Source organism: Streptomyces sp. NBC_01431, from assembly GCF_036231355.1.
Classification (GTDB): Bacteria; Actinomycetota; Actinomycetes; order Streptomycetales; family Streptomycetaceae; genus Streptomyces.
In genome coordinates this window covers 2,835,070-2,859,819 of record NZ_CP109496.1, presented here as the reverse complement: position 1 = coordinate 2,859,819, position 24,750 = coordinate 2,835,070, and the positions used below count along the sequence as shown (strand labels likewise).

The 24,750-nt window shown below is 70.2% G+C and carries 26 protein-coding genes; 14 read left to right on the top strand and 12 right to left on the bottom strand.

What is annotated here, in order from left to right:
* The first annotated feature begins 65 nt into the window (after nt 1-65).
* Genes OG522_RS12980 through OG522_RS12960 form a run of 5 tightly spaced genes read left to right on the top strand, consistent with a single transcriptional unit; the run spans nt 66 to nt 5,294 of the window.
* Complete coding sequence (locus OG522_RS12980; protein WP_329463129.1) at nt 66-1,133, top strand: phytanoyl-CoA dioxygenase family protein; 1,068 nt, start codon at nt 66-68, stop codon at nt 1,131-1,133.
* Nucleotides 1,115-2,449, top strand: coding sequence for a DUF6271 family protein (locus OG522_RS12975; RefSeq protein WP_329463128.1), 1,335 nt, complete (start codon nt 1,115-1,117; stop codon nt 2,447-2,449). Before OG522_RS12980 ends, OG522_RS12975 begins: the two co-directional genes overlap by 19 nt.
* Complete coding sequence (locus OG522_RS12970) at nt 2,442-3,614, top strand: type III PLP-dependent enzyme (RefSeq protein WP_329463127.1); 1,173 nt, start codon at nt 2,442-2,444, stop codon at nt 3,612-3,614. Before OG522_RS12975 ends, OG522_RS12970 begins: the two co-directional genes overlap by 8 nt.
* The gene (locus OG522_RS12965; protein WP_329463126.1) at nt 3,615-4,115 is read left to right on the top strand and encodes a GNAT family N-acetyltransferase; all 501 of its coding nucleotides are present in this window, start codon (nt 3,615-3,617) and stop codon (nt 4,113-4,115) included. It begins immediately after the preceding gene.
* Nucleotides 4,116-4,121: 6 nt separating this feature from the next.
* On the top strand, nt 4,122-5,294 hold the full coding sequence (locus OG522_RS12960; protein WP_329463125.1) for an MFS transporter: 1,173 nt from the start codon (nt 4,122-4,124) through the stop codon (nt 5,292-5,294).
* A gap of 73 nt (nt 5,295-5,367) precedes the next feature.
* Here the strand turns inward: OG522_RS12960 and nagB are convergent, their stop codons facing one another.
* Entirely contained in the window at nt 5,368-6,153 is a 786-nt protein-coding gene (nagB, locus tag OG522_RS12955) for a glucosamine-6-phosphate deaminase (protein WP_329463124.1), read from the bottom strand.
* Nucleotides 6,154-6,756: 603 nt separating this feature from the next.
* On the opposite strand from nagB, the gene OG522_RS12950 reads away from it, so the two are divergent.
* The gene (locus tag OG522_RS12950) at nt 6,757-8,223 is read left to right on the top strand and encodes a sensor histidine kinase (protein ID WP_329467561.1); all 1,467 of its coding nucleotides are present in this window, start codon (nt 6,757-6,759) and stop codon (nt 8,221-8,223) included.
* A gap of 165 nt (nt 8,224-8,388) precedes the next feature.
* On the opposite strand, the gene OG522_RS12945 is transcribed toward OG522_RS12950, so the two are convergent.
* Together OG522_RS12945 and OG522_RS12940 are read right to left on the bottom strand one after the other, a co-directional pair.
* Nucleotides 8,389-8,646, bottom strand: a complete 258-nt coding sequence (locus tag OG522_RS12945) for a WhiB family transcriptional regulator (RefSeq protein ID WP_004937597.1) — start codon at nt 8,644-8,646, stop codon at nt 8,389-8,391.
* A 317-nt stretch (nt 8,647-8,963) separates the two neighbouring features.
* The gene (locus OG522_RS12940; RefSeq protein WP_329463123.1) at nt 8,964-9,929 is read right to left on the bottom strand and encodes a diacylglycerol/lipid kinase family protein; all 966 of its coding nucleotides are present in this window, start codon (nt 9,927-9,929) and stop codon (nt 8,964-8,966) included.
* A gap of 100 nt (nt 9,930-10,029) precedes the next feature.
* On the opposite strand from OG522_RS12940, the gene OG522_RS12935 reads away from it, so the two are divergent.
* Nucleotides 10,030-10,464 carry a hypothetical protein gene (locus OG522_RS12935; RefSeq protein ID WP_329463122.1) on the top strand — a complete coding sequence of 145 codons (435 nt, stop codon included), beginning with the start codon at nt 10,030-10,032 and terminating at the stop codon, nt 10,462-10,464.
* Between the two features lie 88 nt (nt 10,465-10,552).
* Here OG522_RS12935 and OG522_RS12930 read toward each other — a convergent pair whose 3' ends face one another.
* The 3 genes from OG522_RS12930 to OG522_RS12920 form a co-directional block, all read right to left on the bottom strand.
* Nucleotides 10,553-11,485 carry an RNA polymerase sigma factor SigF gene (locus OG522_RS12930; RefSeq protein ID WP_329463121.1) on the bottom strand — a complete coding sequence of 311 codons (933 nt, stop codon included), beginning with the start codon at nt 11,483-11,485 and terminating at the stop codon, nt 10,553-10,555.
* Nucleotides 11,486-11,499: 14 nt separating this feature from the next.
* The gene (locus OG522_RS12925) at nt 11,500-11,913 is read right to left on the bottom strand and encodes an anti-sigma regulatory factor (protein WP_329463120.1); all 414 of its coding nucleotides are present in this window, start codon (nt 11,911-11,913) and stop codon (nt 11,500-11,502) included.
* A 255-nt stretch (nt 11,914-12,168) separates the two neighbouring features.
* Nucleotides 12,169-12,429 (bottom strand): UBP-type zinc finger domain-containing protein, encoded by a 261-nt coding sequence (locus OG522_RS12920; protein WP_329463119.1) that lies wholly within the window; start codon nt 12,427-12,429, stop codon nt 12,169-12,171.
* A gap of 56 nt (nt 12,430-12,485) precedes the next feature.
* Between OG522_RS12920 and OG522_RS12915 the strand changes: the two genes are divergently transcribed.
* A complete protein-coding gene (locus OG522_RS12915) occupies nt 12,486-14,084 on the top strand; it encodes a Na+/H+ antiporter (protein WP_329463118.1) in 1,599 nt (532 codons plus the stop codon).
* Nucleotides 14,085-14,139: 55 nt separating this feature from the next.
* Here the strand turns inward: OG522_RS12915 and OG522_RS12910 are convergent, their stop codons facing one another.
* The 4 genes from OG522_RS12910 to OG522_RS12895 all read right to left on the bottom strand — a co-directional run bounded on the left by OG522_RS12910 (nt 14,140) and on the right by OG522_RS12895 (nt 17,460).
* Nucleotides 14,140-15,021, bottom strand: coding sequence for a 1-aminocyclopropane-1-carboxylate deaminase/D-cysteine desulfhydrase (locus OG522_RS12910; RefSeq protein ID WP_329463117.1), 882 nt, complete (start codon nt 15,019-15,021; stop codon nt 14,140-14,142).
* Nucleotides 15,022-15,031: 10 nt separating this feature from the next.
* On the bottom strand, nt 15,032-15,622 hold the full coding sequence (locus OG522_RS12905) for an N-acetylmuramoyl-L-alanine amidase (protein WP_329463116.1): 591 nt from the start codon (nt 15,620-15,622) through the stop codon (nt 15,032-15,034).
* A gap of 123 nt (nt 15,623-15,745) precedes the next feature.
* Nucleotides 15,746-16,936: a globin domain-containing protein gene (locus tag OG522_RS12900; protein ID WP_329463115.1), complete on the bottom strand. Its 1,191-nt coding sequence runs from the start codon at nt 16,934-16,936 to the stop codon at nt 15,746-15,748.
* An 80-nt stretch (nt 16,937-17,016) separates the two neighbouring features.
* On the bottom strand, nt 17,017-17,460 hold the full coding sequence (locus OG522_RS12895) for an RrF2 family transcriptional regulator (protein ID WP_329463114.1): 444 nt from the start codon (nt 17,458-17,460) through the stop codon (nt 17,017-17,019).
* A gap of 238 nt (nt 17,461-17,698) precedes the next feature.
* Here OG522_RS12895 and OG522_RS12890 point away from each other — a divergent pair, with 238 nt between their 5' ends.
* The 3 genes from OG522_RS12890 (at nt 17,699) to OG522_RS12880 (ending at nt 20,922) form a co-directional block, all read left to right on the top strand.
* Nucleotides 17,699-19,096 carry a family 2B encapsulin nanocompartment shell protein gene (locus OG522_RS12890; RefSeq protein WP_329463113.1) on the top strand — a complete coding sequence of 466 codons (1,398 nt, stop codon included), beginning with the start codon at nt 17,699-17,701 and terminating at the stop codon, nt 19,094-19,096.
* A gap of 77 nt (nt 19,097-19,173) precedes the next feature.
* A complete protein-coding gene (locus OG522_RS12885; protein ID WP_329463112.1) occupies nt 19,174-20,205 on the top strand; it encodes a family 2 encapsulin nanocompartment cargo protein polyprenyl transferase in 1,032 nt (343 codons plus the stop codon).
* 72 nt (nt 20,206-20,277) lie between these two features.
* On the top strand, nt 20,278-20,922 hold the full coding sequence (locus OG522_RS12880) for a GNAT family N-acetyltransferase (RefSeq protein WP_329463111.1): 645 nt from the start codon (nt 20,278-20,280) through the stop codon (nt 20,920-20,922).
* A 13-nt stretch (nt 20,923-20,935) separates the two neighbouring features.
* Here the strand turns inward: OG522_RS12880 and OG522_RS12875 are convergent, their stop codons facing one another.
* Complete coding sequence (locus tag OG522_RS12875; protein WP_329463110.1) at nt 20,936-21,547, bottom strand: TetR/AcrR family transcriptional regulator; 612 nt, start codon at nt 21,545-21,547, stop codon at nt 20,936-20,938.
* A 65-nt stretch (nt 21,548-21,612) separates the two neighbouring features.
* Here OG522_RS12875 and OG522_RS12870 point away from each other — a divergent pair, with 65 nt between their 5' ends.
* Nucleotides 21,613-22,239: a dihydrofolate reductase family protein gene (locus tag OG522_RS12870; RefSeq protein WP_329463109.1), complete on the top strand. Its 627-nt coding sequence runs from the start codon at nt 21,613-21,615 to the stop codon at nt 22,237-22,239.
* Between the two features lie 57 nt (nt 22,240-22,296).
* A complete protein-coding gene (locus tag OG522_RS12865) occupies nt 22,297-22,746 on the top strand; it encodes a DUF6304 family protein (protein ID WP_329463108.1) in 450 nt (149 codons plus the stop codon).
* A gap of 130 nt (nt 22,747-22,876) precedes the next feature.
* Here OG522_RS12865 and OG522_RS12860 read toward each other — a convergent pair whose 3' ends face one another.
* A complete protein-coding gene (locus tag OG522_RS12860; RefSeq protein WP_329463107.1) occupies nt 22,877-23,278 on the bottom strand; it encodes a VOC family protein in 402 nt (133 codons plus the stop codon).
* A 209-nt stretch (nt 23,279-23,487) separates the two neighbouring features.
* On the opposite strand from OG522_RS12860, the gene OG522_RS12855 reads away from it, so the two are divergent.
* On the top strand, nt 23,488-24,573 hold the full coding sequence (locus tag OG522_RS12855) for a hypothetical protein (RefSeq protein WP_329463106.1): 1,086 nt from the start codon (nt 23,488-23,490) through the stop codon (nt 24,571-24,573).
* Nucleotides 24,574-24,750 lie beyond the last annotated feature (177 nt).

Here is a 24,750-nt window from a genome sequence, read left to right as displayed (position 1 = left end):
TGACCCCGTGTGCCTCGTACGAAATCTTCTTGTCCACACCCCATTTCGAGCTTTGGAGCCCTTGCATGCCGACGCCCGACCCCTATCTCTATCGAGCCTCTTCGGACACTCCCTACTTCAGTTCGGACGGCGGTGAGACGTATCTGGCCCGAACCCCGCTGAAGGACATCAGGAAATCCCGGCCGCTGCGGGTGCTTTCCGAGGAGGACTTCGCGTTCTGGCAGACGTATGGCTACGTGGTCGTGAAAGAGGCGATACCCGCGGCGGCGGCGCGGAGCCTGCTCGACTTCGCGTGGGAATTCCAGGGCCTCGATCCCGCGCGCCCCGAAACCTGGTACGAGGAACGGGAATTCGCCACCGACCTGGAGCGGCACCTGTACGTCTACGGCTTCGTCGAGGCCTACCACCACCAGCTCATCTGGGACAGCCGGCAGACCCAGCGCGTGTACGACGCCTTCGTCGACGTGTGGGACTGCGAGGAGCTGTGGGTCACCCTGGACCGGCTCAACCTGAACCCGCCCAACGTCAAGAACCGCGACCGCGCGCTCATCGAGCCCACCGACACGGGCTTCGACATCGAGCTGCACTGGGACGTGGACACCACGCTCAGCGTGCTGCCGCAGCGGGTCCAGGGCATCATCGCGCTCAACGACACCCGCCCGGACCACGGCGGATTCCAGTGCTCGCCCGAGCTCTTCCGGCGCTTCGAGCAGTGGAAGACCGAGCAGCCCGCCGACCGCGACCCCATCAGGCCCGGAGTCGACCGCGCCGAGTTCCCCGTGATCCGGCCCGAACTCGAAGCCGGTGACCTGCTGATCTGGAACGGGATGCTCGCGCACGGCGTGGCCCGCAACAGCTCTGACAACGGTGTCCGCGCCGTCCAGTACCTCTCGATGATGCCGGCGCTGGAGTCGAGCCAGGAGCTGCGGCGCTCCCGCGTGGAGTCCTGGCGCCACCTGAGCACCCCCGACTGGAACAAGACGCTGGTCGGCGACGCGCGACGGCACGAGTCGCTCAGGTACGAAGCCGCCTCGCTGAACGAGCTCGGCGCCAAGCTGCTGGGGCTCGAAACCTGGCGCGACGAGCACACGGAGCAGTCGACCGGAGAGCTGTCATGCGCAAAATCTGCCTGACCCTGCCCACGAACAGGCCCTGCGCCGACACGATTTCGGCGCTCGGCGAGGAGGCCGCCCACGCGGCGGAGTACTTCGGCGTCGAGGTGCACCTTTTGATCCTGGACTCCTGCGACGAGGACGCCTTCGCCGAGCACGCCCGGGTCGCGGGCGCCCTGCACGGGACGGCGAACGTGGTCGTGCACCACCTCGACGAGGCCGCGCAGCGGGACTTCCTGCACCGGGTGATCCAGCGGTCCGCGCTCCCCAAGCCCGATCTGCTGCTCGACCTCATGCTGCCCTCGGACGTCTCGTACGGGGCGTGCACCAACCGGGCCTTCCTCATCGCGGCGGCCCTGGGATGTGCCTCCGTGCACCGCAGGGACTCCGACAGCAGCTACCAGATCCACGACGGCCGGCCAGTCTTCCCCATCCACCACGAACTGCTCTCGCTCGGGAAGCGGGCGGCGGACGCCGTGCCCGGCGTCTCGCGCAGCCTTCTCGACCCCGCGGACGCCCACAAGCCGGTGGCGATGGTGGGCAGTTCCTTCGTGGGCGAGCTGTCGGTGGACATCGGCGAGATGCGCGAACTCGACCCCGACGTCTACTACGAGGTCGTCGGCCTGTGGGCCGAGGCCGGGGCGTCGGAGCAGGAGCGGCGCGAGCTGGTCGAGGAGTCCTTCATCGGCGCCGGAACCGACCCGTTCACCGGCGACGAGTCGACCCTGGGCACCCCCGACATCTGGCGGGTCGACATGTGCAACATCGCGCTCGACCACGAGGTGTACGAGCGGGTGCCGCTGCTGCCCGCCACCAGCACCATCGGCAGCGACTACTTCCTGCTGCACCTGGTCCGCGATTCGACGCTGCCCGGGGTCGTCCACAACCGCAACATCGTCAACTACTACACCCCCGAGCGGCGGAGCGGCCCCGGCTTCACCGCCTACCAGCTCAGGTTCACGAAGTTCCTGCTCTCCATGCTCTACCTCTACCCGATCTACACCGCGATGGAGGCGGCGGGCGGGGCGCTGCTCGACACGCGCCACCACGTGCGCGCGGCCACGATCGCCGAGCTGGCCGGGCGCAGCGCGGCCGAGGACCGGGCCGAGAACGTCCGGCGCCTCGACGTCATCGACCGCTGCTACCACCAACTGGGCGGCAGGTACGCCGAGTTCGCCGATCATCTGGTGCCCCTGCGCGAGCGCCTCCTGGACGAGGCGCAGGCCGACATCGAGGACTTCGCGCTGCTCATCGAGGCGTGGGCACCGCTGATCGAAGCCGGCCGGGCCGAGCCCCTGACCGCCGGCGGCCCGATCCGGAGCGCCCACGATGCCTGACAGCACAGCCATCCGGGCCGCCCTGGCGGACGCCGACGACGACCGGATCGTCTTCGACCTCACCGGGATCGAGGCCCAGCACCGGGAGCTGCTGCGCGAACTGCCCGGCGTATCGGTCCGGTTCGCCATGAAGGCCTGCCCGGTGGACGAGGTGCTCGCCTGCCTCGCGGCACAGGGCGCGGGCTTCGACGCGGCGAGCCCGCAGGAGATCGAGCAGGCCCTCAAGACCGGCGTGCCCCCGGAGCGCGTCCACTACGGCAACACCATCAAGTCGGACGAGAACATCGCCGACGCCTACCGCCTGGGCATACGGGACTTCGCCACCGACAGCGTCGAGGACGTGGCCGCGATCGCCGCGCACGCGCCCGGCTCCCGGGTGTTCTGCCGGCTCGCCACCAGCGGGGAGGGCGCGCTGTGGGGGCTGAGCCGGAAGTTCGGCTGCTCGGCCCGGGACGCCGTGCTCGTCCTGGAGGCGGCGCGGGCGGCCGGCCTCACGCCGTCGGGTCTTTCCGTGCACGTCGGCTCGCAGCAGATGACCTCCGAGGCCTGGCGCAGCGCGCTTGACCTGCTGGGGGACGTGCTGGCGGCGCTCAACCGGCGGGGCATCGCGCTCGACCGGATCAATCTCGGCGGCGGTCTGCCCGCCCTCGGCTGCCTCGACCGGCGAGGCCGGCCGCTCGATCCGCCGCTGGACAAGATGTTCGCGGTGCTCCGCGAAGGCATGGAGAGGCTGAGCGGGGAGTCGGCGTCGCCGCTGGAGTTCCTCATGGAGCCGGGGCGCCATCTGGTCGCCGACCACGGCGCCATCCGGGCCCATGTGTCCCGGCTCTCCTCCCGGCGGCAGCTGGACGGCGAGCGCGAGAACTGGCTCTACCTGAGCTGCGGGAAGTTCAACGGCCTCTACGAGATGGACGAGTTGCAGTACCGCCTGGAGTTCCCCGGCCACGAAGACGGGGAGCGGGTGGACGCCATGGTCGCCGGACCCACCTGCGACAGCGACGACGCGTTCGCCCGGGAGGGCGGTCCGGTCCGGGTGCCGGCGGCTGCCGCCTCCGGGGATCCGGTGTGGATCCACTCCTGCGGCGCGTACGCCGTCGGCTACACGACCCAGGGTTTCAACGGCTTCGACCCGCTGCCGTACACCTGCATCGGAGGTTCGAAGTAAATGCCCCTGCTGGACACCGACATCCTTGTCCGCCCGCTGGCCGAGCGCGACTGGGACACGATCGTGGCGCTGGAGGCGGGCGCCTATGCGCGGGACGGCCTTTCCGAGGGGCGGGCGGCGCTCAAGTCCCGCCACGCTCCCGGCACCTGCTTCGTCCTTGAGCACGAGGGGCGCGTCGGGGGCTATCTGCTCGCGCTGCCCTACCCGCCGTTCTCCTGCCCGGACCTCAGCCGGGCGGAGGAGCTGGGCTTCGACTCCCGCAACCTGCACGCGCACGACCTGGTGATCGCCGAGGAACTGCGCGGCCGGGGCCTCGGCCCGGCTCTGCTCACCCATCTGCTCGTCGCGGCACGGGAGTTGGGGTTCGAGCGGATCTCCATGGTGGCCGTCCGGGGCGCCGACGTCCTGTGGGGCCGCCTGGGCTACCGGCCCCATCCCGAGGTCGAGCTCCCGGCGAGCTACGGCGCGAACGCGATGTACATGTCCCTGGAAGTAGGCTGAATCCGGATGTTTCGCATGCGCGACGAATACCGTCGATCGCAAGTGGCGATCGCGGCACTGTTCTGCTTCCTCGGGTTCCAGTACGCCACCTGGGTCTCCCGGATACCCGCGCTCAAGAGCAGGCTCGACCTGTCCGAGGCGGAGCTGGGTCTGCTCCTGATGGTCTGCGGAGCGGGCGCCGCCGTCTCCTTCCCGCTCGTGGCGATCCTGACCAGGCGGCTCGGCTCGCGCCGGCTCGCCCTGGTGTCGGCGCTCTGCCTCGGCCTGGTGCTGCTCGCCCTGGCTCTCACGCCGAACTATCCGGTCACCCTGCTCATCGTGTGCTGCGACGGCGTGGCGGTGGGCTGCCTGAACGTCGCGATGAACGCGCAGGCGGCCGCGCTTGAGGTGGCGTACCGGCGCACCACGATGGCGAAGATGCACGCGACTTTCAGCGCCGGTTCGCTGTTCGCCGCGCTGCTCGCCTCCGGCGTCACCTCGCTCTCCTCGGCCCTGACCGCCCACTTCGCCGTGGCGACGGCACTGTTGGCGCTGCTGGTGCTCGTCACCCGGAGCGGATTGCTGACGGAGGATCAGAAACCGGAACCGGCCGCCGGGTCCGCCGAGGACAAGCGCCGGGGCGGGCTGCGCCTGCCGACCCGCGTAACGATCTGGATGGGACTGGCCATGGCGTTCGGCACCGTGACCGAGGGCGCCATGAACGACTGGTCGGCGCTCTACCTGAAGGACGTGGTCAACGCGGCGGCACAGCTCGCCCCCCTGGGCATCGCCGTGGTCTCGGTCATGATGGTGCTCGCCCGCGTCTTCGCCGACGGCTGGCGCTCCCGCTGGGGCGACGCCCGCATCGTCCGGGCCGGAAGCGCGCTGGCCGGCATGGGCCTCGCCGTGGCCCTGCTGGTGGGCGGGGTGGTCCCGACGCTGCTCGGCTTCGCCTGCGTCGGGCTCGGCATCGCGGCCGTCACGCCGTGCGTGTACGTCGCCGCGGCCCGGCAGGGCGCGGACGCCCTGGCGCTCGTCGCGGCCATGGGGACGACGGGTCTGCTGGCAGGCCCCGCCATGATCGGCTTCATAGCGAGCGGCACCAGTCTTGTGTGGGGCATGGGCGCGGTCGCCGCGTCGGCGCTCGTCGTCTCACTGTGCACCACCCGCATCCGCTTCCCGGTGCTCGCCGACGCCTGATCCCGGTCGGCATGCCACGGTGCCGGGCACCCCATCGCTGGGGTGCCCGGCACCGTCGTACGCGGAGGAAGATCTACAGGCCCTGCCACACCGGCTTGTTGGTGAAGGTGTGCCGGAAGTAGGGGGCCAGCTTCAGCTTGGAGGCGGCGGCCTCGTCCACGACGACCGTGGCGTGCTGGTGCAGCTGGAGCGCGGAGGCGGGCACGACGGCCGCGACCGGGCCCTCGACGGTCTGCGCGACCGCCTCGGCCTTGCCCTCGCCGGTGGCGAGCAGCACCAGATGGCGGGCTTCCAGGATGGTGCCGATGCCCTGGGTGATCACATGGTGCGGCACCTGGTCGATGTCGTCGCCGAAGAACCGCGCGTTGTCGACGCGGGTCTGCTCGGTGAGCGTCTTGATCCGGGTGCGCGAGGCGAGCGAGGAGCAGGGTTCGTTGAAGCCGATGTGTCCGTCGGTGCCGATGCCCAGGATCTGGAGGTCCACGCCGCCGGCCGAGGCCAGCGCCAGGTCGTACGCTTCGCACGCGGCCTGCACGTCCTCGGCGGAGCCGTCCGGGCCCATGAAGGAGTCGGGGCCGAGGCCGAGCGGCTCGACCACCTGGCGGATGACGGTGGCGCGGTAGGACTCCGGGTGCCCGGCGGGCAGCCCGACGTATTCGTCGAGCTGGCAGACGCGGGCCCGCGTCACGTCCACGTCACCGGCGGCGACCTTGGCGGTCAGCGCGTCGTAGATCGGGATCGGGGTCGAGCCGGTGGCCACCCCGAGCAGCGCGTCGGGCTTGCGGCGCCACAGGGCGGCGATCGACTCCGCGATGAGCTCGCCGCCTGCCCTGGCGTCCGGGACGATGACAACTTCCACGTGGGCCTGCCGATCTGGAGACGTGAATTCAACGGGCGTGGTATAGACCAATCTAGCAGAACGGGGGTCCTCCGGTCGGCGGTCGCACTGGTCCTATGGTCGGCTGAACGGGTTGCCGCCACCCATACGGAGTCGGCCATCGGGAGGCACGGACGGTGTCGCGGTCGTACTCCTCCTCGACCGGGCGCCGGGCCGCTCCCCAAGCTCCGCCGGCTCCAGCCCTGGCCCACGCGATCACCCCGGCCCGCCGTGTGGGCCCGACCGCGTCGCCGAGGTCGCCGAGCCCCTGACCACCCGGGGGCGGCCCCGGGGTGCGGCCCGGCGCCGAAGGCCGTAGATTGCGCGGTGCACACCAATGGACAGGCAGAATGGTCTAGTCCACAATGAACACAGTGACTTCCGCCCACCCCGCACAGGCGGGCGGAACCGAGGACCGGCGCTCTCTGCCCTGACCGCGCCCGTTCCTCACAGGCCGAGGGGACCGCACACCCGTCGGCCGGCAGCTCGGGCTGCGGTGCCGGACGGGCTGAGGGTCCCGCCCCGGCGCCGCGGCCCGCAGTCTTTCCCGGCGGTTTTCGCAGGTACGCTCGCATCGTGCCCTCCATGAACGACCTCGTACGCCAGCACACCGCTCTGAGTGAGTCCGACCTCGAGTGGCTCCATCTGCTGGTCTCGGAGTGGCAGCTGCTCTCCGACCTGTCCTTCGCCGACCTGGTGCTCTGGGTCCCCACCCTGGACGGCACCCGCTATGTGTCGGTTGCGCAGATGCGGCCCAACACCGGCCCCACCTCGTACCAGGACGACATGGTCGGCCACCTCGTCCCGCGCGGCCGGCGCCCGCTGCTCGACGCCGCGCTCGACGAGGGCCGCATCGTGCGCGAAGGTGATCCGGAATGGCGCGAGGAGGTTCCGGTTCGGGTCGAGTCCATTCCCGTACGCCGTGAAGGACGCGTCCTCGGCGTCATCGCCCGGAACACCAATCTGCTCACCGTGCGCACCCCCTCGCGGCTGGAACTGACCTACCTCCAGTCCGCGTCCGACCTCGCCCAGATGATCGCCGCCGGGTCCTTTCCCTTCCCCGGCCAGCAGGTCGACATGGACGCGTCCCCGCGCGCCGGCGATGGCCTGATCAGGCTCGACGCCGACGGCATCGTCCAGTACGCATCGCCCAACGCACTCTCCGCCTACCACCGCCTCGGCCTCGCGTCCGACCTCGTCGGGCACCACCTCGGCGAACTCACCGCCCAACTCGCGCCCTCGCGCGGCCCGGTGGACGAGGCGATCGCCAAGCTGGCCAGCGGCTATGCGCCCAGGGAGACCGAGGTCGAGGGCAGCGGCGGGGTGATCCAGCTGCGCGCGATTCCGCTCAAGCCGAAGGGGACACGCATCGGCTCGCTCGTGCTGCTGCGCGACGTGACCGAACTGCGCCGCCGCGAGCGGGAGTTGATCACCAAGGACGCCACCATCCGGGAGATCCACCACCGGGTGAAGAACAACCTCCAGACGGTCGCGGCGCTGCTCAGGCTCCAGGCCCGGCGGATGGACTCCGACCAGGGCCGCGAGGCGCTCAACGAGGCGGTCCGGCGGGTCGGTTCGATCGCGATCGTGCACGAGACGCTCTCGCAGAACCTGGACGAGCGCGTCGAGTTCGACGAGATCGCCGACCGGGTGCTCGCCATGGTCGCCGAGATCTCGCCCGGCAAGGTCAACTGCCGCCGCACCGGCCGCTTCGGGATACTGGACGCCGAGGTCGCCACCCCGCTGTCCATGGTCCTGACCGAAGTGTTGCAGAACGCCCTTGAGCACGCCTTCGCTCCGGGGGAACAGGGCTCGGTCGAGGTCGCGGCGCTGCGCGGCGGAACCCGCGAGGAGTCCCGGCTGCTGATCACGGTGCGGGACGACGGCCGCGGACTGCCCGCCGGCTTCGACGCCCAGCGCACCGGAAACCTGGGCTTGCAGATCGTACGGACCCTGGTGGAGGGCGAGTTGGGGGGCAGCTTCGACATGGTGCCGGCGCCGGACCGCGGCACCAAGGTCGTCCTCGACATTCCCGTGGGAGCCGAGAAGTAGCAGCCGGTAGCCGGCGGCCAGGGCCCACGCACAGCAGCGAGCCCCGAACCGAGGAACGGTTCGGGGCTCGAATGCTGTGGGTTACTGCTGCGCGCTGCGGCTCGGGGGGCGGTGAGTGCGTACGCTCTGTACGCGCCGCGCGTTGCTAAGGCAGGAAGTGGTGGCTCAGGCGGTCGCGTTGCGCGCCCGGTTGCGAGCGGCACGGCGCTTCATCGCGCGGCGCTCGTCCTCGCTGAGGCCACCCCAGACGCCGGAGTCCTGGCCGGACTCGAGCGCCCACTGCAGGCACTGCTCCATGACGGGGCAGCGGCGGCAGACGGCCTTGGCTTCCTCGATCTGCAGCAGCGCAGGACCGGTGTTGCCGATGGGGAAGAACAGCTCGGGGTCTTCCTCACGACAAACGGCGTTGTGACGCCAGTCCATGGCTGCTACCTCTCTCGGTGTTACATGCAGGGGGCTTGTGAATGTGAACGCTTTCACGAATCCCTCAACAAGGGAAGGGCCATCTTCCAGTTGGACTGGTGGTGGTCCTGGTATGAGGAGGGGTTCTGGCTTTCAGTGGAGGCCGGTGTTGCGGGCCGTCCCGATCGCCATGTAGAGATTCGCAAACCTCGGCTGCGGATACAACCCCTTCCGGAAAGTTTTTTTGGATTCCTCGGTGTCGACTGGGTCACAGTCGTACTTCCATGGGGTGGATGGCAGCCTAAACGTTCGAGTGAAAGGACTTTGGGCCCTTCCACTCACACAATCACACGCAGTGCACGACGTACGCCTGTGAACGCGACGCTGCTACGCAGGCCCAGGTGGTCGCCGTCCATCTGGAAGGGGAGCGGCGCCTTGGAATGCAAGGTGAAGTCCGTCAGGTCGTGCAGTGATACGGCGTGCTTACCGTGTGGACCCCGCTCGGGCGTCGAGGTGAGCAACTGGGTCGCGTAACGGGTCGCGGCGGGCGTGGTCATCTTGGTCAGCGCCAGTACGTCCAAGCCCGACTCGAAGGAGGCGTCGGGGGAGGCGTACAGCGGACGATTGCCCAGGTAGGTGTAGGGGGAGGTGTTGCAGACTATGGACAGGACGAGGTCGTCGACCGTCTCCCCGTCCGGCCGCTCCAGCGTGATCTGGCCGTGTCTGCGGTGCGCCTCGCCGAAGAACTGGCGGGCCACCTGGCGCAAATAGAGCGCGTGCGTCGACCGCTTTCCGCGCTCCCGTTGCTGTTCGACTCGGCCGACCACACCGGCGTCGAACCCGAACCCGGCACAGAAAGTGAACCAGCGCGGCGGAACGCCCTCGTCCGTGGTGCCCGGCACGCCGGAGGCGAGACCCAGACTCACGGTGCGGCTCCGGTTCTCACGCAGGGCGTCGAGAATCACACCGGTCGACTCCACCGCGTCATTGGGCAGCCCGAGCGCCCGCGCGAAGACATTCGTCGATCCGCCGGGAACCACCGCGAATTCGGGCAGTTCGGGGCTCGGGCCGTTGTACAGCAGTCCGTTGACGACCTCGTTGACCGTGCCGTCGCCGCCGAGCGCCACCACCAGGTCGATGTCGCTGCTCTCAGCCGCCCGCCGCCCGAGGTCCCTGGCGTGCCCGCGGTACTCCGTGGTCACCGCCTCCAGTTTCATCTCGCTGGCGAGGGCGTGGAGCAGGACGTCACGCGTGCGCGCACTGGTGGAAGTAGCCGCCGGGTTGACCACGAGGAGTGCACGCATGGGCGCCAGACTACCTACCGGGGAGTACCGGGGCGCACTTGGGCTGGAGGGCCCCAAGCGGCGCGGGGGCCGCCGGATCGCGGCGGGCTACCCTGGCCGGGTGAGTACTGAGCAGACCCCCGAAGCCCCCACCGGACCCCGCCCCGGCCGGCTGACCGCCGCGGCGGCGCTGTCCGCACTGGAAGGTCTCGCCCTGGTCGCCGGCGGTATCTACCTGCTCGTGATGGGCCTGGCCGGCCGGCCCGACCAGCCCACCCAGGCCGAAATGGGCGGCCTGACGCTGGTGGTCCTCGGCCTGATCCCGCTGATCGCGGCCCGCGGTCTGCTGCTGCGCCGCCGCTGGAGCCGTGGACCCGCGCTGATCACCCAGATCATGGCGCTGCCGGTCGCCTGGACGTTCCTCAACTCCGACGGGGCGCCGTGGATCCCGGCGGGCATCGCTCTCGCGGGGGTGGCCATTACCGGGCTCGTGCTCCTGGTGAACCCCGCCACCACCCAGGCGCTGGGCATGCGCGGGCCGATGCGGGACGCGTAGCACCGCTGTCGCCGGGGCCGGGTGCGACGCCCCCGGCCCCCACTTCGCGATCTCGCCCAGCCCCTCATGGGGCTTGGTCTTCGCGGGCCTACTCCTCCACCAGCAGCTTCTCGCGGAGCTGGGCCAGGGTTCTGGCCAGCAGACGGGAGACGTGCATCTGTGAGATGCCCACCTCCTGCGCGATCTGCGACTGGGTCATGTTCCCGAAGAAGCGCAGCAGCAGGATCCGCTTCTCCCGCGGGGGAAGGTCCTCCAGCAGCGGCTTGAGCGACTCGCGGTATTCGACGCCTTCCAGCGCCTCGTCCTCCGAGCCCAGGGTGTCCGCCACCGCCGGAGACTCGTCGTCGGTGTCCGGAACGTCGAGGGACAGCGTGGAGTAGGCGTTGGCCGACTCCAGGCCCTCCAGGACCTCCTCCTCGGAGATGCCCAGCCGCTCGGCCAGCTCGTGCACCGTGGGGGAGCGGCCGTGCTGCTGGGACAGTTCGGCCGTCGCCGTGGTGAGCGACAGGCGCAGCTCCTGGAGCCGGCGCGGCACGCGCACCGCCCAGCCCTTGTCGCGGAAGTGCCGCTTGATCTCGCCGACGACGGTGGGCGTCGCGTACGTCGAGAACTCCACGCCCCGCTCGGGATCGAACCGGTCCACCGATTTGATCAGGCCGATCGTGGCGACCTGGGTGAGGTCGTCGAGCGGCTCGCCGCGGTTGCGGAAGCGCCGTGCCAGGTGCTCGACCAGCGGCAGGTGCATCCGTACCAGCTGATTGCGCAGCTCGGCCTTCTCCGGTGAGCCGTCGGGCAGCTTGCGCAGCTCGATGAACATCGCCCGCGCCCCGCTGCGATCGTGTGGATCGTGGTGCCTGTGCTCGGTGTGCTCGCTCATAAGGGCCGCCCGCTCTGCCTGCTCCGCCGCGTCCAAAACGCCATTTGGGCCATCCACAGCGCTGTCCACCGGGTGCGGCCGGGCCTGCTGCTCCGGGAAGCCCGCGGAGCGCACCGCCTCGGGGATGCGCCTCTCGTCCCGCACCGGACCCTCCCCGCTCACGCCGGTCCGGGTCCCGCGCCGCGCTGTTTGTACAGGCTGATGCAGACCGTACGGTCCTCGGCGACGGAGGAGTCGACCTTGCCGGCCAGCGCGGAGAGCACCGTCCAGGCGAAGGTGTCGCGCTCCGGGGCCCGGCCGTCCGTGGTGGGGGCCGAGACGGTGACTTCGAGTGAGTCGTCGACGAGACGGAACACACAGCTCAGCACGGAGCCGGGCACCGCTTGCTGGAGCAGGATCGCGCAGGCCTCGTCGACCGCGATGCGCAGGTCCTCGATCTCGTCGAGGGTGAAGTCCAAACGTGCCGCGAGTCCGGCCGTGGCCGTACGCAGCACCGACAGGTAGGCACCCGCAGCCGGCAGCCGGACTTCCACGAAGTCCTGATTCCCGGGCTCGCCTGCGATCTGGGACACCCTCACCTCCAAGGTGGCACAAGCTCTATCGAGGCCCGGGGAGAGGGGAGATCCCGGGGCCGTGGGTACGGGGTCCGTACCTGGACTGGCGACGCTATCGCGATCCATGGTGCCCTGTCGCCGGAGCCCTCCCGGCGGCTGTCACTCATGGTAAGCCTATGAGTACGGACAGTGGCTAGGGGTTTGCGGGGCCCAATTGCTGTGGACCGACGCCGGGTTGACGTACCCAGCCGCCGCGGGGTCGAACCTCCCCGATCACACCAGTACGCCGTCCACGAAGCACCAGCGCCAGCTCTCGCCGGGCTCGAAGGTCCGCATCACCGCGTGCCCGGTCTCCTTGAAGTGCCCCGTCGCGTGCTGGCGGGGCGAGGAGTCGCAGCAGCCCACGTGCCCGCAGACCAGGCACAGCCGCAGCTGGACGGGGTGCGTGCCCTCCCTCAGGCATTCCGGACAGCTCTCGCTCAGCGGGGCCGGCTCGGGGCGCGGCAGTTCTGCAACGTGCGGGCACTCGCTCATGATGGCCAGGTTACGACGGAGCGCGTGGCGCGGGTGAGCGGGGACGGACGGTTGTGATGGACGCATTGCCGCTGGTGGCGCTGATCGCGGCGAGCACGGCGGTGGCGGGGGCGGCCCGCCGCACCCCCGTACCGGCGCCCCTGCTCCTGGTCGCGGTCGGGCTGATCTGCTCGTACCTGCCCGGCGTCCCGGCCTACACCCTCGACCCGCACATCGTGCTGCCGCTCCTGCTGCCCCCGCTGTTGCACACGGCCGCGCTGGACAGCTCGTACCTCGATCTGCGCGCGAACCTGCGGCAGGTGGCGCTGCTCTCCGTCGGTTACACGCTGTTCGCGACCTTGGCGGTCGGCTATCTCGCGTATCTGCTGGTGCCCGATCTTCCGGCGACCGCGGCGCTCGTGCTCGGGGCGGTGATCGCGCCGCCGGACGCGGTCGCGGCGACCGCCATCGCACGACGGCTGCGGCTGCCCGGCCGGATCACGACGATCCTCCAGGGCGAGTCCCTGGTGAACGACGCGACCGCGATCACCGCGTACAAGGTGGCCCTCGCGGCGGCCGTCGGCGCCGGGGCCACCTGGGCGGACGGGATCAGGGAGTTCGCGCTCGCGTCGATCGGCGGCGTCGGGGTGGGGCTCGTGCTGATGCTGCCGATCCACTGGCTGCGCCGGCACCTGCGCGAGGCGCTGCTCCAGAACACGTTGTCGCTGCTCATCCCGTTCGTCGCGTACGCCGCGGCGGAACAGGTCGGGGCATCCGGGGTGCTCGCGGTCGTGGTCGTCGCGCTCTACCTCGGACACCACTCCTGGCAGGTCGACTTCGCGACCCGGCTCCAGGAGGCAGCGGTCTGGAAAATGGTCACCTTCGTCCTGGAATCGGCGGTTTTCGCCCTCATCGGACTGCAAATGCCGGTGGTCCTCAGGGGACTTGGGGCGTACGGGATGGCCCAGGCGGCGTGGTGCGCGGCGGGCGTCTTCGCCCTCGTGGTGGCCGCGCGCTTCGTCTGGGTCTTCCCGGCCACGTTCCTGCCGCGTGCCCTGTCCGCGAAGATCAGGCGGCGCGAGCCGGACACCGACTGGACGGCGCCGGTGATCGTGGGCTGGGCCGGGATGCGCGGGGTGGTCTCGCTCGCGATCGCCTTCTCGATCCCGCTGACGACGGCGAACGGCGCCGCCTTTCCGGCCCGCAACCTCGTCCTCTTCCTGACGTTCACGACGGTCATCGCCACCCTGGTGGTGCTGGGGCTCACGTTGCCCCCGCTGATCCGGCTGCTCAAGCTCCCCGGGCGGGACACGCAGGCCGAGACGCTGGCCGAGGCACAGGCCCAGAGCGAGGCCTCCCGTGCCGCCGAGGACCGGCTGGACGAACTCCTCGCCGATGAGCGCAACGCCTTGCCGCCGCCCCTCGCCGACCGGCTGCGGACGGTTCTGGAGCGGCGCAGGAACGCGGTGTGGGAGCGACTGGGGGCGGTGAACGAGGCGACGGGGGAGTCGGCGGACGACACCTACCGGCGGCTGTCCCGCGCCATGATCGAGGCGGAGCGCCAGGTCTTCGTGGAGCTGCGCGACGCCCGCCGCATCGATGACGAACTGCTGCGGACGCTGCTGCGCAGGCTGGACCTGGAGGAGGCGGCGGCGTACCGCGAGGGCGAGGCGTAGCCCGCGGCTTCGCTCCTCAGGGCGCCGGAGGGGCTTGATCGTGTCGAGCGGTGTTTCAGGGCCTGCCCGTCACCACCGCCGCCACCCTCGTCCCCGAAGCGAAGGCCCCCTCCCGCGTCAGTTCCAGCAGCGCGTACAGCAGCTTCGCCACGTAGACCCGCTCCACCTCCACCCCGTGCCGCTCCTCGAAGTCCCGCGCGAAGGCGTCCAGTTCGGCGGGGACGCGGGCGTAGCCCCCGAAGTGGAAGCGGTCGTCCAGGGTCCACGTGCCCCGTGTCTCGCCGAACGCGGCCCGCTGGAGCTCCCCCACCGCCTCCCCCAGGAAGCCCCCCTTCAGCACCGGCACGCCGACCGCCCGCTGCCCCGGTCCGAGGCCGGCGGCCAGGCCGGCCAGCGTGCCGCCGGTGCCGCAGGCCACCGCGACCACGTCCGCGAGCCCGCGCAGTTCCTCGCCGAGCGCCGTACAGCCCCGCACCGCAAGGGAGTTGCTGCCGCCCTCGGGTACCACGTACGCGTCCCGGCCGAGCAGGTCGAGCAGTCCCGAGAGGACGTCCGGCGCGGACTTTCGGCGGTAGGTCGACCGGTCCACGAAGTGGAGCCGCATGCCGTCCGCCGCGCACCGCGCGAGGGAGGGATTGAGCGGGCGTCCGGCGAGCTCGTCGCCGCGTACGACACCGATGGTGGGGAAACCGAGCAGGCGCCCGGCGGCGGCGGTCGCCCGGAGGTGGTTGGAGTAGGCGCCGCCGAAGGTGAGCACGGGGCGGCCGTCGGCGGCTTCGAGGTTCAGCACCAGCTTGCGCCACTTGTTGCCGACCAGGTCCGGGTGGATCAGGTCGTCCCGCTTGAGCAGCAGGCGTGCGCCGTGCCGCTCGAACCGCTCGTCCCGCGCTTCCTCCAGGGGGGAGGGGAGGCGGGGGGCGAGGGCTCGGTGGGTCATGGCTCCATTGTCACTTCAGGCGCTCGTGCACGCGTTCGCGCAGCCAGTCCATGGTGAAACCGAGCGGGTCGACCTTGCCGACCTGCCATTCCTTGTGCCCGATGACGGAGCGCTCGGTCCAGCCGTAGTGGCGACAGACCGCGGTGGCCGCCTTCTCGATGGCGTCGAGCTGGGCCTGCGGCCAGGGGTCGTGCCCGTCTCCGAGGTTTTCGCACTCGAAACCGTAGAAGTGGGTGTTTCCGTCGATGTCGTTCTTCTGTGGCGGAGGCAGCCGTTTCTCGGCGATCACCGCGCGCAGCACGTCGCCGTCGCCCGCGCCCGCGTGGTTGGCGCGGCCGTTGCCGACCAGGTGGACCGTGCCGTCCTTGGTGATCACGCCGTGGCAGAGCGGCCCCGGCAGGGAGTCGTAGCCGTCGTAGCAGATGCTGACCGTGGCGTCGGCGCCGCTGGTGGCGGTGTGGTGGATGACGACGCCGTTGAGCGGGCCCCAGCCGCCGTGGCCGGCCCGGTTGTGGCTGCGCCACTGGCCGACCTCGACGACGGTGAGGCCCTCGGCGCGCAGGGCGGCGAGGAACTGGTCTGCGGACAGGGGAGGGGCCATGGCCGCCTCCTTTCGGAGCGGTGCGGAATGTCTCGTACCGCTTGTACCCCAACTTCCGCTATGAGGAGATCTGTTCGGTTTGCCGTGCGAGCCGATCCGGACAGTCCCCGCCCCGGGGAGGCGTCAGTCCTGCGCGAGCCACAGGTCGGGGCCGAACACCTCGTAGTGGATGTCGGCCGCCGCCACGCCCTTGGCGAGCAGCTGGGTGCGCACCGCGCGCATGAACGGGAGCGGGCCGCACAGGTAGGCGCGGGTGCCGGACGGGACCGTGAGTGCCGTCAGGTCGACCAGGCCCGTGCGGTCGGCCGGGTGACCGGGCTCCGGCGCCTCGTACCAGAAGTGGGCGGCGGCGTCGGGGAGTTTGGCGGTGAGCGCCGCGTGGTCGTCGCGCAGCGGGTGCTCGGCGGGGGATCGGTCGGCGTGCACCACGGTCACCGGCGCACGGTGCCCGGTGGCCGCCAGCTGCTCCAGCATGGACAGCATCGGGGTGCAGCCGATCCCGGCGGAAGCGAGTAGCAGCGGGGCGTCGTCCGCGTGCAGGACGAGGTCGCCGTACGGGGCCGAGACGCGCAGCACATCGCCCTCGCGGACGTGGGCGTGCAGGTGGCCGGAAACCTCGCCGTCGATGTCACCCCGGACGCGCTTGACGGTGATCGAGCGGAGCTCGCTGCCGGGCGCCGAGCTCAGGCTGTACTGGCGTATCTGGCGGGCGCCGTCGGCGAGTTCGACCTGGACGGAGACGTACTGGCCGGGCTTGAAGGCGGGGGCGGGTGCGCCGTCGGCGGGGCGCAGCCGGAAGGTGGCGCAGTCGGCGGTCTCCTCGTTGCGGCCCACCACGGCCCACTCGCGCCAGACGTCCCCGGCCAGCACGCCCTGCTCCTCGTACAGCCGGGCCTCGATGGCGGTCAGGGCGTTCGCCATCAGCCAGTACACCTCGTCCCAGGCCTCGGCGACCTCCGGTGTCACGGCCTCGCCGAGCACCTCGGCGATCGCGGCGAACAGGTGCTGGTGGACGACTCGGTACTGGTCGGCGGTGACGCCCAGCGAGGCGTGCTTGTGCGCGATGCGGTTGAGCATCACGTCCGGGCGGTCGTCCGGGCGGTCCAGGAGGTGCGTCGCGAAGGCGGCTATGGAGCCGGCCAGCGCCTGCTTCTGGAGACCGGCGGCCTGGTTGCCGCGGTTGAACAGATCGCGCAGCAGCTCGGGGTGGGCCGCGAAGAGCCGCTCGTAGAAGCGCTCGGTGATGGTGGCGATGGCCGCGGCAACGGCGGGCAGGGTGGCGCGTACGGTCGCGGTCGACTTCTCGGACAGCATCGAAGGAACTCCCTGATTTAATTGGTATCTGAGAATCACATTTAGCGGCATGAGACGACCCGCTCGCGGCTGACAGGGTGTCAGCGGGGAGTGAGGCCGACGAGCAGTGGGCCGGTCGGGGCGGCGACGAGGTCGTCCACCGTGAGGTCGTCGAGGGAGGCGTAGAACGCCTCCTGTGCCCGGTGCAGCGCCCGGCGCAACCGGCACGCCGCGGCCAGTGGGCAGGGTGTGGCGCCCTCGCAGTCCACGACGTCGCCCGGCCCTTCGAGCTCGCGCACCAGGCCGCCCACGGACGCGAGATGGCCCGCTTTGGTCAGTGCGAGCCCGCCGCCCCGGCCGCGCCGCGCCTCGACGAGGCCGAGGTGCTGGAGGCGGGCGACGACCTTCGCGGTGTGGGTGTACGGGATGCGCATCGAGTCCGCCACCGCGCGCGTGGTGGGCGGGTCCTGGCCCTCGGCGCCCTCGATGACCGCGAGGCGCATCAGCACCCGCAGCGCCAGATCGGTGTATCTCGTCAGCCGCATGCGGTCACCGTAGATAACTTGCATCTCGTATGCAAATTAAGTGGAGGTTTCCGGCCGGTGACTTCCGGGCGGGGACGCAACGGGCGCGAGCGGACTGTTCGAGCAGGATGGGGCCGCCTGCCCGCCCTTCTGGTGTTCTAATCCCACTCATTTGAGTAATGGCGCGCCGACTCTCCGTGCTGGAAGTGTTTCTTCCCGCAGTTCAGCTTCTTGATCGTGAGAGTTCAGAAGGAGTCACATGTCGGTCGAGGCAGGTCCCGAGAACCGCGCCCAGCAGAGTCTCGGCACAGCCGCCGCGCGGAACTTGGCGACCACCACCAAGTCCGCCCCGCAGATGCAGGAGATCACCTCTCGTTGGCTGCTGCGGATGCTGCCATGGGTCCAGGTACAGGGCGGCACGTACCGGGTCAACCGACGGCTGAGCTACTCGGTGGGGGACGGGCGGATCACGTTCGTACAGACCGGCGAGCGGGTCGCCGTCATCCCCGCGGAGCTGGGCGAGCTGCCCGCGCTGCGGGACTACGACGACGAGAGCGCGCTCGGCGAGCTGGCCAACCGCTGCGAACAGCGCCAGTACGCGGCGGGCGAGGTCATCGCCACCGCGGGCGACATCGCCGACCGGGTCTTCCTGCTCGCCCACGGCCGGGTCGAGAAGATCGGCACCGGCCCGTACGGCGACGAGACGGAGCTCGGCTTCCTCGCGGACGGGGCGTACTTCGGCGATCAGGCGCTGGTCTCCGGGGACGCCACCTGGGAGTGGACGGTCCGGGCCACGACCGCGTGCACCGTCCTCGTGCTGAGCCGGGCCGACGTGCTCAACCTCGCGGAGCGCGCCGAGTCCCTCCAGACGCACCTCGCCTCGGTCTCGCACCTGCCGGAACAGCGCACCAACACCTACGGCGAGGCGGCGATCGACCTCTCCGCGGGCCACGTCGGCGAGGCCGTCATCCCGCACACCTACGTCGACTACGAGGGCTCGCCACGCGAGTACGAACTCTCCGTCGCGCAGACCGTCCTGAAGGTCCACAGCCGGGTTGCCGACCTCTACAACCAGCCGATGAACCAGACCGAGCACCAGTTGCGGCTCACCGTCGAGGCGCTGCGCGAGCGCCAGGAACACGAGCTCGTCAACAACCGCGAGTTCGGCCTCCTGACCAACTGTGACTACGGCCAGCGCCTCCAGCCGCACGACGGGGTGCCCAGCCCCGACGACATGGACGAGCTGCTCTCGCGCCGGCGCGGCTCCAAGCTGTTCCTCGCCCACCCGCGGGCCATCGCCGCCTTCGGGCGCGAGTGCAACAAGCGCGGTCTGGTCCCGGAGTCGGTGGAGGTCGCCGGTCACCACGTGCCGGCCTGGCGCGGGGTGCCGATCTTCCCGTGCAACAAGATCCCGGTGAGCGAGGCCCGCACGACCTCGATCATCTGCATGCGTACCGGAGAGGCCGAGCAGGGCGTCATCGGCCTCCAGCAGTCCGGCATCCCGGACGAGATCGAGCCGAGCCTGTCGGTCCGGTTCATGGGCATCGACGAGCAGGCGATCATCTCGTACCTGGTCACGGCGTACTACTCGGCCGCGATCCTGGTGCCCGACGCGCTCGGAGTGCTGGAGAACGTCGAGGTCAGCCGCTGGCGCTGAGCTTCCGGTCCGGGCGCACCGGCCGCGGCGCGCCCGGCGTCGACCGTCAACTCCGAGAAAGGTCCCCCTAGTTGACAATGCCGGAAGCCATTGAGGGCCGCGAGGCCGTCGAGCTGCTCGAACGGACCCGCATCATCGTCAACCCTCAACTGCGTTCGGCCGTGGAGTCGTTGCCGACCTCCATGCGTCGGGTCGCGATGTACCACTTCGGCTGGGAGCACGCGGACGGCACCCCGGCCGGCGGGCAGGCGGGAAAGGCGATCCGCCCCGCCCTCGTCCTCGCCGGATCCCGGGCGCTGGGCGGCGAGCCGGACATCGCGGTGCGCGCCGCGGCCGCCGTCGAACTCGTCCACAACTTCACGCTGCTGCACGACGACGTCATCGACGAGGACGCCACACGCCGGCACCGCCCCACCGCCTGGACCGTCTTCGGCACGCCGGACGCCATCATCGTGGGGGACGCGCTGCACGCCCTCGCGCTGCGCCTGCTCGCCGACGACGGCCACCCCGCGGCGCCCGCCGCCTCCGCCCGGCTCGCGGCCTGTGTCATCGAGCTCTGCGCGGGCCAGCAGGCTGACTGCGCCTTCGAGCAGCGAGGCCCGCAGGACGTGTCGCTGGACGAGTGCCTCGGCATGGCGATGGCCAAGACCGGAGCGCTACTCGGCTGCGCCTGCGCGCTGGGCGCGCTGTACGCGGGGGCGGGCGAGGAGGAGGTCGCCGCCATGGACGCGTTCGGCCGCGAAGCCGGGCTGGCCTTCCAGCTCATCGATGACCTGATCGGGATCTGGGGGGATCCCGGACGCACCGGCAAGCCCGTCGGCGCCGACCTCGCCGCACACAAGAAGTCCCTGCCGGTCGTCGCGGCCCTCGGCTCGGCCACCCCGGCGGCGGCCGAACTCGCCGAGCTGTACCAGGGCCCGATGGGTGCCACCGCGGTCCGCAGGGCCGCCGAAGCGGTCGACCGGGCGGGCGGCCGCGACTGGGCCCAGATCCACGCCGCCGACCGGATGGCCCGAGCGGTCGGGCACCTCTCGCGCGCGGTTCCCGATCTGACCGCCGCGGGGGAACTCCTCGCTTTGGCGGAGTTCGTGACCCGCCGCAGCCGCTGACACCGGCCGCCAACTCTAGGATCGCTCCCGTCAGTTGTCGCCCGGACGACCGGGCGGCGGGGAGCGACGCCGATGGGTGGGGCCGAGATGGGCGGGACCGGAGCCGAGGGTGCGGAAGCGGAGAAGGGCGTACGAATACGGCGGGCGGGCCCGGACGACCGGGCGGCGGTGGTGCGGATCCTGGACGAGGGCTTCCAGTACGACCCGGTGAGCAGCTGGGTCTTCCCCGACGAGGCGCGGCGGCGCGAGGTGCACCATCTCCTGATGGCCGCGTTCTTCGAACTCGCCCTGGCGGAGGGCCATGTGGACATCACCGAGGACGGCTCGGCGGCCGCCCTGTGGATCGATGTCCCCGCCGATGCGGGGGAGAGTGACGAGGAGGGACCGGCGCAGCTTCGGGCCTTCGTCGACCCGGACAACGAACGGATCGAGCAGATCGCCCGCTTCACCGCCGCGATCCATCCGCACGGCCGGGCCCACGCGTACCTCATGATGATCGCGGCGACCCCCCAGCGGCAGGGCGAGGGCTTGGGCTCCGCGCTGATCGCCCCCGTACTTCAGGAGTGCGACCGGGTGGGCCGCCCCGCCTACCTGGAGGCGAGCAGCGAGCGCAGCCCGCGGCTGTACGAGCGCCTGGGATTCGCCCCGCTGGGCGAGCCGCTGCGCCTGCCGGACGGCCCGCCGATGTACCCGATGTGGCGCGAGCCGCGGGTCTGACGCGTCCGCCCGGTCAACTCGGCACGATGCGGGACACGATCAGATCGATGAGCCGGTCACGCTCCAGTGCCGCCAGCTTCCGTCCGTGGCCGCCCTGTCCGAGGTTGTCGCCGAAGACCCCCGGCAGCGTGAACGTCTCCACGAGCAGCCCGGTGATCGCCAGGTGGAGCAGCCGGACGGTGTCGGGGTCGCCGGGCAGCCCGGAGTCGACGTGGAATTGGATGTTGGCGTCCAGCTCCGCGCGGATCGCCCGGGTCAGCTCCGCCCGCAGCGCGGGCCGCCGGGTGGCTTCCAGGCGCAGTTCGAGGAGGGCCAGGTACCCGGTGCGCTCGGCGGCCATCCGCCGCACCAGCCAGTGCATCAGCGAGGTGATGAGCTCGCGCGAGGGCGCCGGGCGCATCGCCTCGGCGACATCCTGTGGAGCCGGTGTCATGCGTACGTGGATGCGCCGCCCGGCCTGGGTGAACAGGTCGTCCCTGCTGGTGAAGTAGTTGGAGGAGGTGCCCGCGGGCACGCCCGCCTCCGCGTCCACGGCACGAAACGTCAGCCCGCGCGCCCCTTCGCGTGCGAGCACTTCGATGGCCGCGTCGATGAGGGCGGTTCTGCGCTCGGGATTACTGGCCATGTCCGAACTCCTCTGCGGAAAAAGGGGGTTGCATCAACCACTACACATGGAGCACTCTATCCGTAGTGGTCAGCACGGAAGACCACGCCCCCGAACCCCAAGAGGTCGGCTTGCGCAAGCTCTCGTACTTCATCGGAATGTCCCTGGACGGCTTCATCGCCGGGCCCGATGGCGAGATCCAGTTCCTGTTGGACCAGTTGACTACCGGGTACTTCGAGTACCTGAAGACGCAATGGCCCGAGACGATGGCGACCGCCGGGAGGCGGCACTTCGGTTTCGACAAGGCCCCCAACACCCACTACGACACCGTGCTGATGGGCCGGTCCACCTATGCGCTGGGCCTCAAGGACGGGCTGACCAGCCCGTACGCCCATCTCCGGCAGTACGTCTTCTCTCGCAGCCTCATCGAATCACCCGACCCGGCAGTCGAGTTGGTGGCGGGAGACCCGGTGGCCAAGGTGCGCGAGCTCAAGGAGCGGGACGGCCTCGGCATCTGGCTCTGCGGCGGCGGAAACCTCGCCGGTCAGCTGGCCGAGGAGATCGACGAACTGGTCATCAAGACGTATCCGGTGCTCGTGGGCGCCGGAATCCGTGCCGTGGACGGTGAGTTCACACCCCGTCAGTTCGGTCTGACCGAGTCCCGTTCGTTCGACAACGGAGCGGTTGTGTCGAGGTACGAAAGGAAGCGGTAACGCTCATTTCGGTCACCCCCTGTGACGAACAGCAGGATGCGCCGCTAATCTCCGCCCATGACACCACAGTCATGGGCGGGTTGGTACCGGGACCGCCTAGGATCCGAAGCGCTGACGATCACCACTGACGGGACGCAACTGCGGACCCGGATCAGGGGGGTCGACTTCGCCGGAGCGAGCTTTGACTCGCTCGGCCCGGTACCGGGGATACCAACGGAGAGCGGCAACACTTTCGCGCTCGACGGCGGGAACCTCCGCGATTTCGTACTCGAATGGGATATGCCCGTGCCCGTCGCCTCCGACGACGGCCGCGTTCAGCAGGCCACCCTGAGCTGCCTGCTCTCCCTCAAACCTCCGGAGCCGGACCTCGGGGTCGCCCTGCACTTCGGGGGAACGGTGTACGCCAGCGGCCGGGCGGAGCTCGACTTCGGCTCGGTCCTGAATGACATCCGCCGCCAGCTCCCGTCCGGCGCGAGCCTTGAGCGCTCCCTGCTGGACGCGATCTAGCCCCTCTTCCCCGCGGCCGCCGTGTGCGGGAGTCCCATGACTCCCGCACACGGCGGCCGCTCTACGTCAGGATTCGGTGCGGCGCCGATGGGCGCCCGCCCGGCGGCGAGCGACCTTTCGCGCGGGGCGATCAGTACGTCTGCAACTCCACCAGATTTCCGTCGGGGTCCAGGACGTGCGCCGCTCGCAGCCCCGGTCCCCACTCCGGCAAATCGCGGGCCGCGGCCACCACCGTGCCCCCCGCCCCCGCGCACAGCTCGACGGCCGAGTCGAGCGCCTCGGCGGTGGCCATGTGGAGCACCAGGGAGGCACCCGGGCTCGGCACGCTGGACTCCCCGAGCGCCGAGACCATCGCGTCCCGGCTGAACAGGGCGAGCGCGGTACGCCCGTCCAGCGCGTCCCAACTGGCGTAACCGGACGATGAGTTGCCCCGCGCGAGCGTGCAGCCGGTGAGCTCGGGGAGGATCGCCTCGTAAAAGCGGAAGGCCGGTTCGTAGCGGTCGACGAGGAGCCGCGGGTACGGAGGTTCCATGCCCGAAACCTAACCCGGAAGACGACCCTCCGCCGTGTGCCGACGATCACGCCGGGCCTCCTGTCCCCGCGAATTCCACCACCTTGTTCGCGCGCCGGCGCAGGCGGAAGTACTAGCGGCGGAACAAGGGGCCGGGACCATCGTCCTATGGCGCGAAGACCCCGCGACACGTGAGAGTAATGACCACGGCGAGGAAATACGCAAAGGTCATGACGGGAGTGATCGTGTCCGCCCAGATAACAATTGATCCCGGCCGCTTCAGCCAGTTCGGCGAAGCCACCGGAAGCACCTTCTGTCTGATCACGAATTCCGAGCTGGTCGATCGGATCGACATCGTCAAGACGGCCCCGTACCGGGAATTCCTCACCATCACGCTTGATGTGGGAGACCGCTTCGAGGAAATTCTGGAAAAGCGGATCCCGGAACCCGCACACGTACTCGTGATCTCTCCCCACCGGTTCTTCGAATCACCGGACCCCGATCTGGTGGGGCAGCGCAAGATCATGGGCATGGCGTGCAACTCGACGCCCACCGGCTTCGAGGAGCTGCGGCACTTCCTCGGGGTGATGGAGCGGACCTCGGCGGCCGAGCAGGCGGCGTTCTGCGACACCTTCTTCGAACTGGCCGAGGACTCCGACCAGTTGGTGTACGTCGACCCCGTGCACGGGACCCGCGCCACCCTCGACCACCTGCAGGAGGGCCTGGTGTGGAACCAGCAGGCCGGCCCGCTGGACTGGGGTGACCAGCAGATCGTCCCGGCCGGCGAGATCAGCGTGCTGCCCGTCGAGATCAGGGAGTTCGGCGAGACCCTGAAGCTGCCCCTTGAGGGCGAGATCACGCTGCGCGGGTACCCGATCCTGCACAACGGCACCCCCTCCTTCTCCCGGGCCGACCAGGCCCGCATCCACTCCCAGCTGTGGGCGATGCGCGACAACGCGATCAAGGCCACCGTGGAGGACGGCAGGATCACGCGTCTGGAGGCGCTGGATGCCGGAGCGGCGCCGGCCGTGGCGATGCTGGAGCAGATGTTCGCCGTGGACTCCCGCTACCGGATCGTGTGGGAGATCGGCCACGCCCTCAACACCTCCCTGGACATCCTGCCCGGGAACCACGCCATGAACGAGGTGTACGGCGGTACCGAAGGATGCCTGCACTTCGGCCTCGGACTCACTCCGTACACCCAGTACCACCTGGACATCATTTCGCCCGACACCCGCGTGCTGACCAGTAATGGAGTCGCGGTGATCGGCCACCCGGACCACCCCACCGTGGAGAGGGTCGTGCCCGCTTCCTAGCGGATTCACGACCGTCCGACCGTCGGGGTGAACGCAAGGCAATAAAACAAACAGGAGGTGACTCCCCATGAAGAAGATCAAGGTGCAGAAGAACCGCAACTACCTGGGCACGCTCCTGGGCTGAGTACCGACCCGTGGCGGGGCATGCGAAATGCCCCGCCACGGGGTTCCCGCTGT

What these genes read in the sequence shown, in the direction of transcription:
- OG522_RS12960 (WP_329463125.1), top strand. Translation starts at nt 4,122, where the DNA reads ATGTTTCGCATGCGCGACGAATACCGTCGATCGCAAGTGGCGATCGCG.
- OG522_RS12980 (WP_329463129.1), top strand. Translation starts at nt 66, where the DNA reads ATGCCGACGCCCGACCCCTATCTCTATCGAGCCTCTTCGGACACTCCC.
- OG522_RS12900 (WP_329463115.1), bottom strand. Translation starts at nt 16,936, where the DNA reads ATGCTGTCCGAGAAGTCGACCGCGACCGTACGCGCCACCCTGCCCGCC.
- OG522_RS12915 (WP_329463118.1), top strand. Translation starts at nt 12,486, where the DNA reads ATGGACGCATTGCCGCTGGTGGCGCTGATCGCGGCGAGCACGGCGGTG.
- OG522_RS12965 (WP_329463126.1), top strand. Translation starts at nt 3,615, where the DNA reads ATGCCCCTGCTGGACACCGACATCCTTGTCCGCCCGCTGGCCGAGCGC.
- OG522_RS12890 (WP_329463113.1), top strand. Translation starts at nt 17,699, where the DNA reads ATGTCGGTCGAGGCAGGTCCCGAGAACCGCGCCCAGCAGAGTCTCGGC.
- OG522_RS12895 (WP_329463114.1), bottom strand. Translation starts at nt 17,460, where the DNA reads ATGCGGCTGACGAGATACACCGATCTGGCGCTGCGGGTGCTGATGCGC.
- OG522_RS12855 (WP_329463106.1), top strand. Translation starts at nt 23,488, where the DNA reads ATGACGGGAGTGATCGTGTCCGCCCAGATAACAATTGATCCCGGCCGC.
- OG522_RS12940 (WP_329463123.1), bottom strand. Translation starts at nt 9,929, where the DNA reads ATGCGTGCACTCCTCGTGGTCAACCCGGCGGCTACTTCCACCAGTGCG.
- OG522_RS12905 (WP_329463116.1), bottom strand. Translation starts at nt 15,622, where the DNA reads ATGGCCCCTCCCCTGTCCGCAGACCAGTTCCTCGCCGCCCTGCGCGCC.
- OG522_RS12950 (WP_329467561.1), top strand. Translation starts at nt 6,757, where the DNA reads ATGAACGACCTCGTACGCCAGCACACCGCTCTGAGTGAGTCCGACCTC.
- OG522_RS12860 (WP_329463107.1), bottom strand. Translation starts at nt 23,278, where the DNA reads ATGGAACCTCCGTACCCGCGGCTCCTCGTCGACCGCTACGAACCGGCC.
- OG522_RS12910 (WP_329463117.1), bottom strand. Translation starts at nt 15,021, where the DNA reads ATGACCCACCGAGCCCTCGCCCCCCGCCTCCCCTCCCCCCTGGAGGAA.
- OG522_RS12945 (WP_004937597.1), bottom strand. Translation starts at nt 8,646, where the DNA reads ATGGACTGGCGTCACAACGCCGTTTGTCGTGAGGAAGACCCCGAGCTG.
- OG522_RS12880 (WP_329463111.1), top strand. Translation starts at nt 20,278, where the DNA reads ATGGGTGGGGCCGAGATGGGCGGGACCGGAGCCGAGGGTGCGGAAGCG.
- OG522_RS12875 (WP_329463110.1), bottom strand. Translation starts at nt 21,547, where the DNA reads ATGGCCAGTAATCCCGAGCGCAGAACCGCCCTCATCGACGCGGCCATC.
- OG522_RS12920 (WP_329463119.1), bottom strand. Translation starts at nt 12,429, where the DNA reads ATGAGCGAGTGCCCGCACGTTGCAGAACTGCCGCGCCCCGAGCCGGCC.
- OG522_RS12865 (WP_329463108.1), top strand. Translation starts at nt 22,297, where the DNA reads ATGACACCACAGTCATGGGCGGGTTGGTACCGGGACCGCCTAGGATCC.
- OG522_RS12975 (WP_329463128.1), top strand. Translation starts at nt 1,115, where the DNA reads ATGCGCAAAATCTGCCTGACCCTGCCCACGAACAGGCCCTGCGCCGAC.
- OG522_RS12970 (WP_329463127.1), top strand. Translation starts at nt 2,442, where the DNA reads ATGCCTGACAGCACAGCCATCCGGGCCGCCCTGGCGGACGCCGACGAC.
- OG522_RS12885 (WP_329463112.1), top strand. Translation starts at nt 19,174, where the DNA reads ATGCCGGAAGCCATTGAGGGCCGCGAGGCCGTCGAGCTGCTCGAACGG.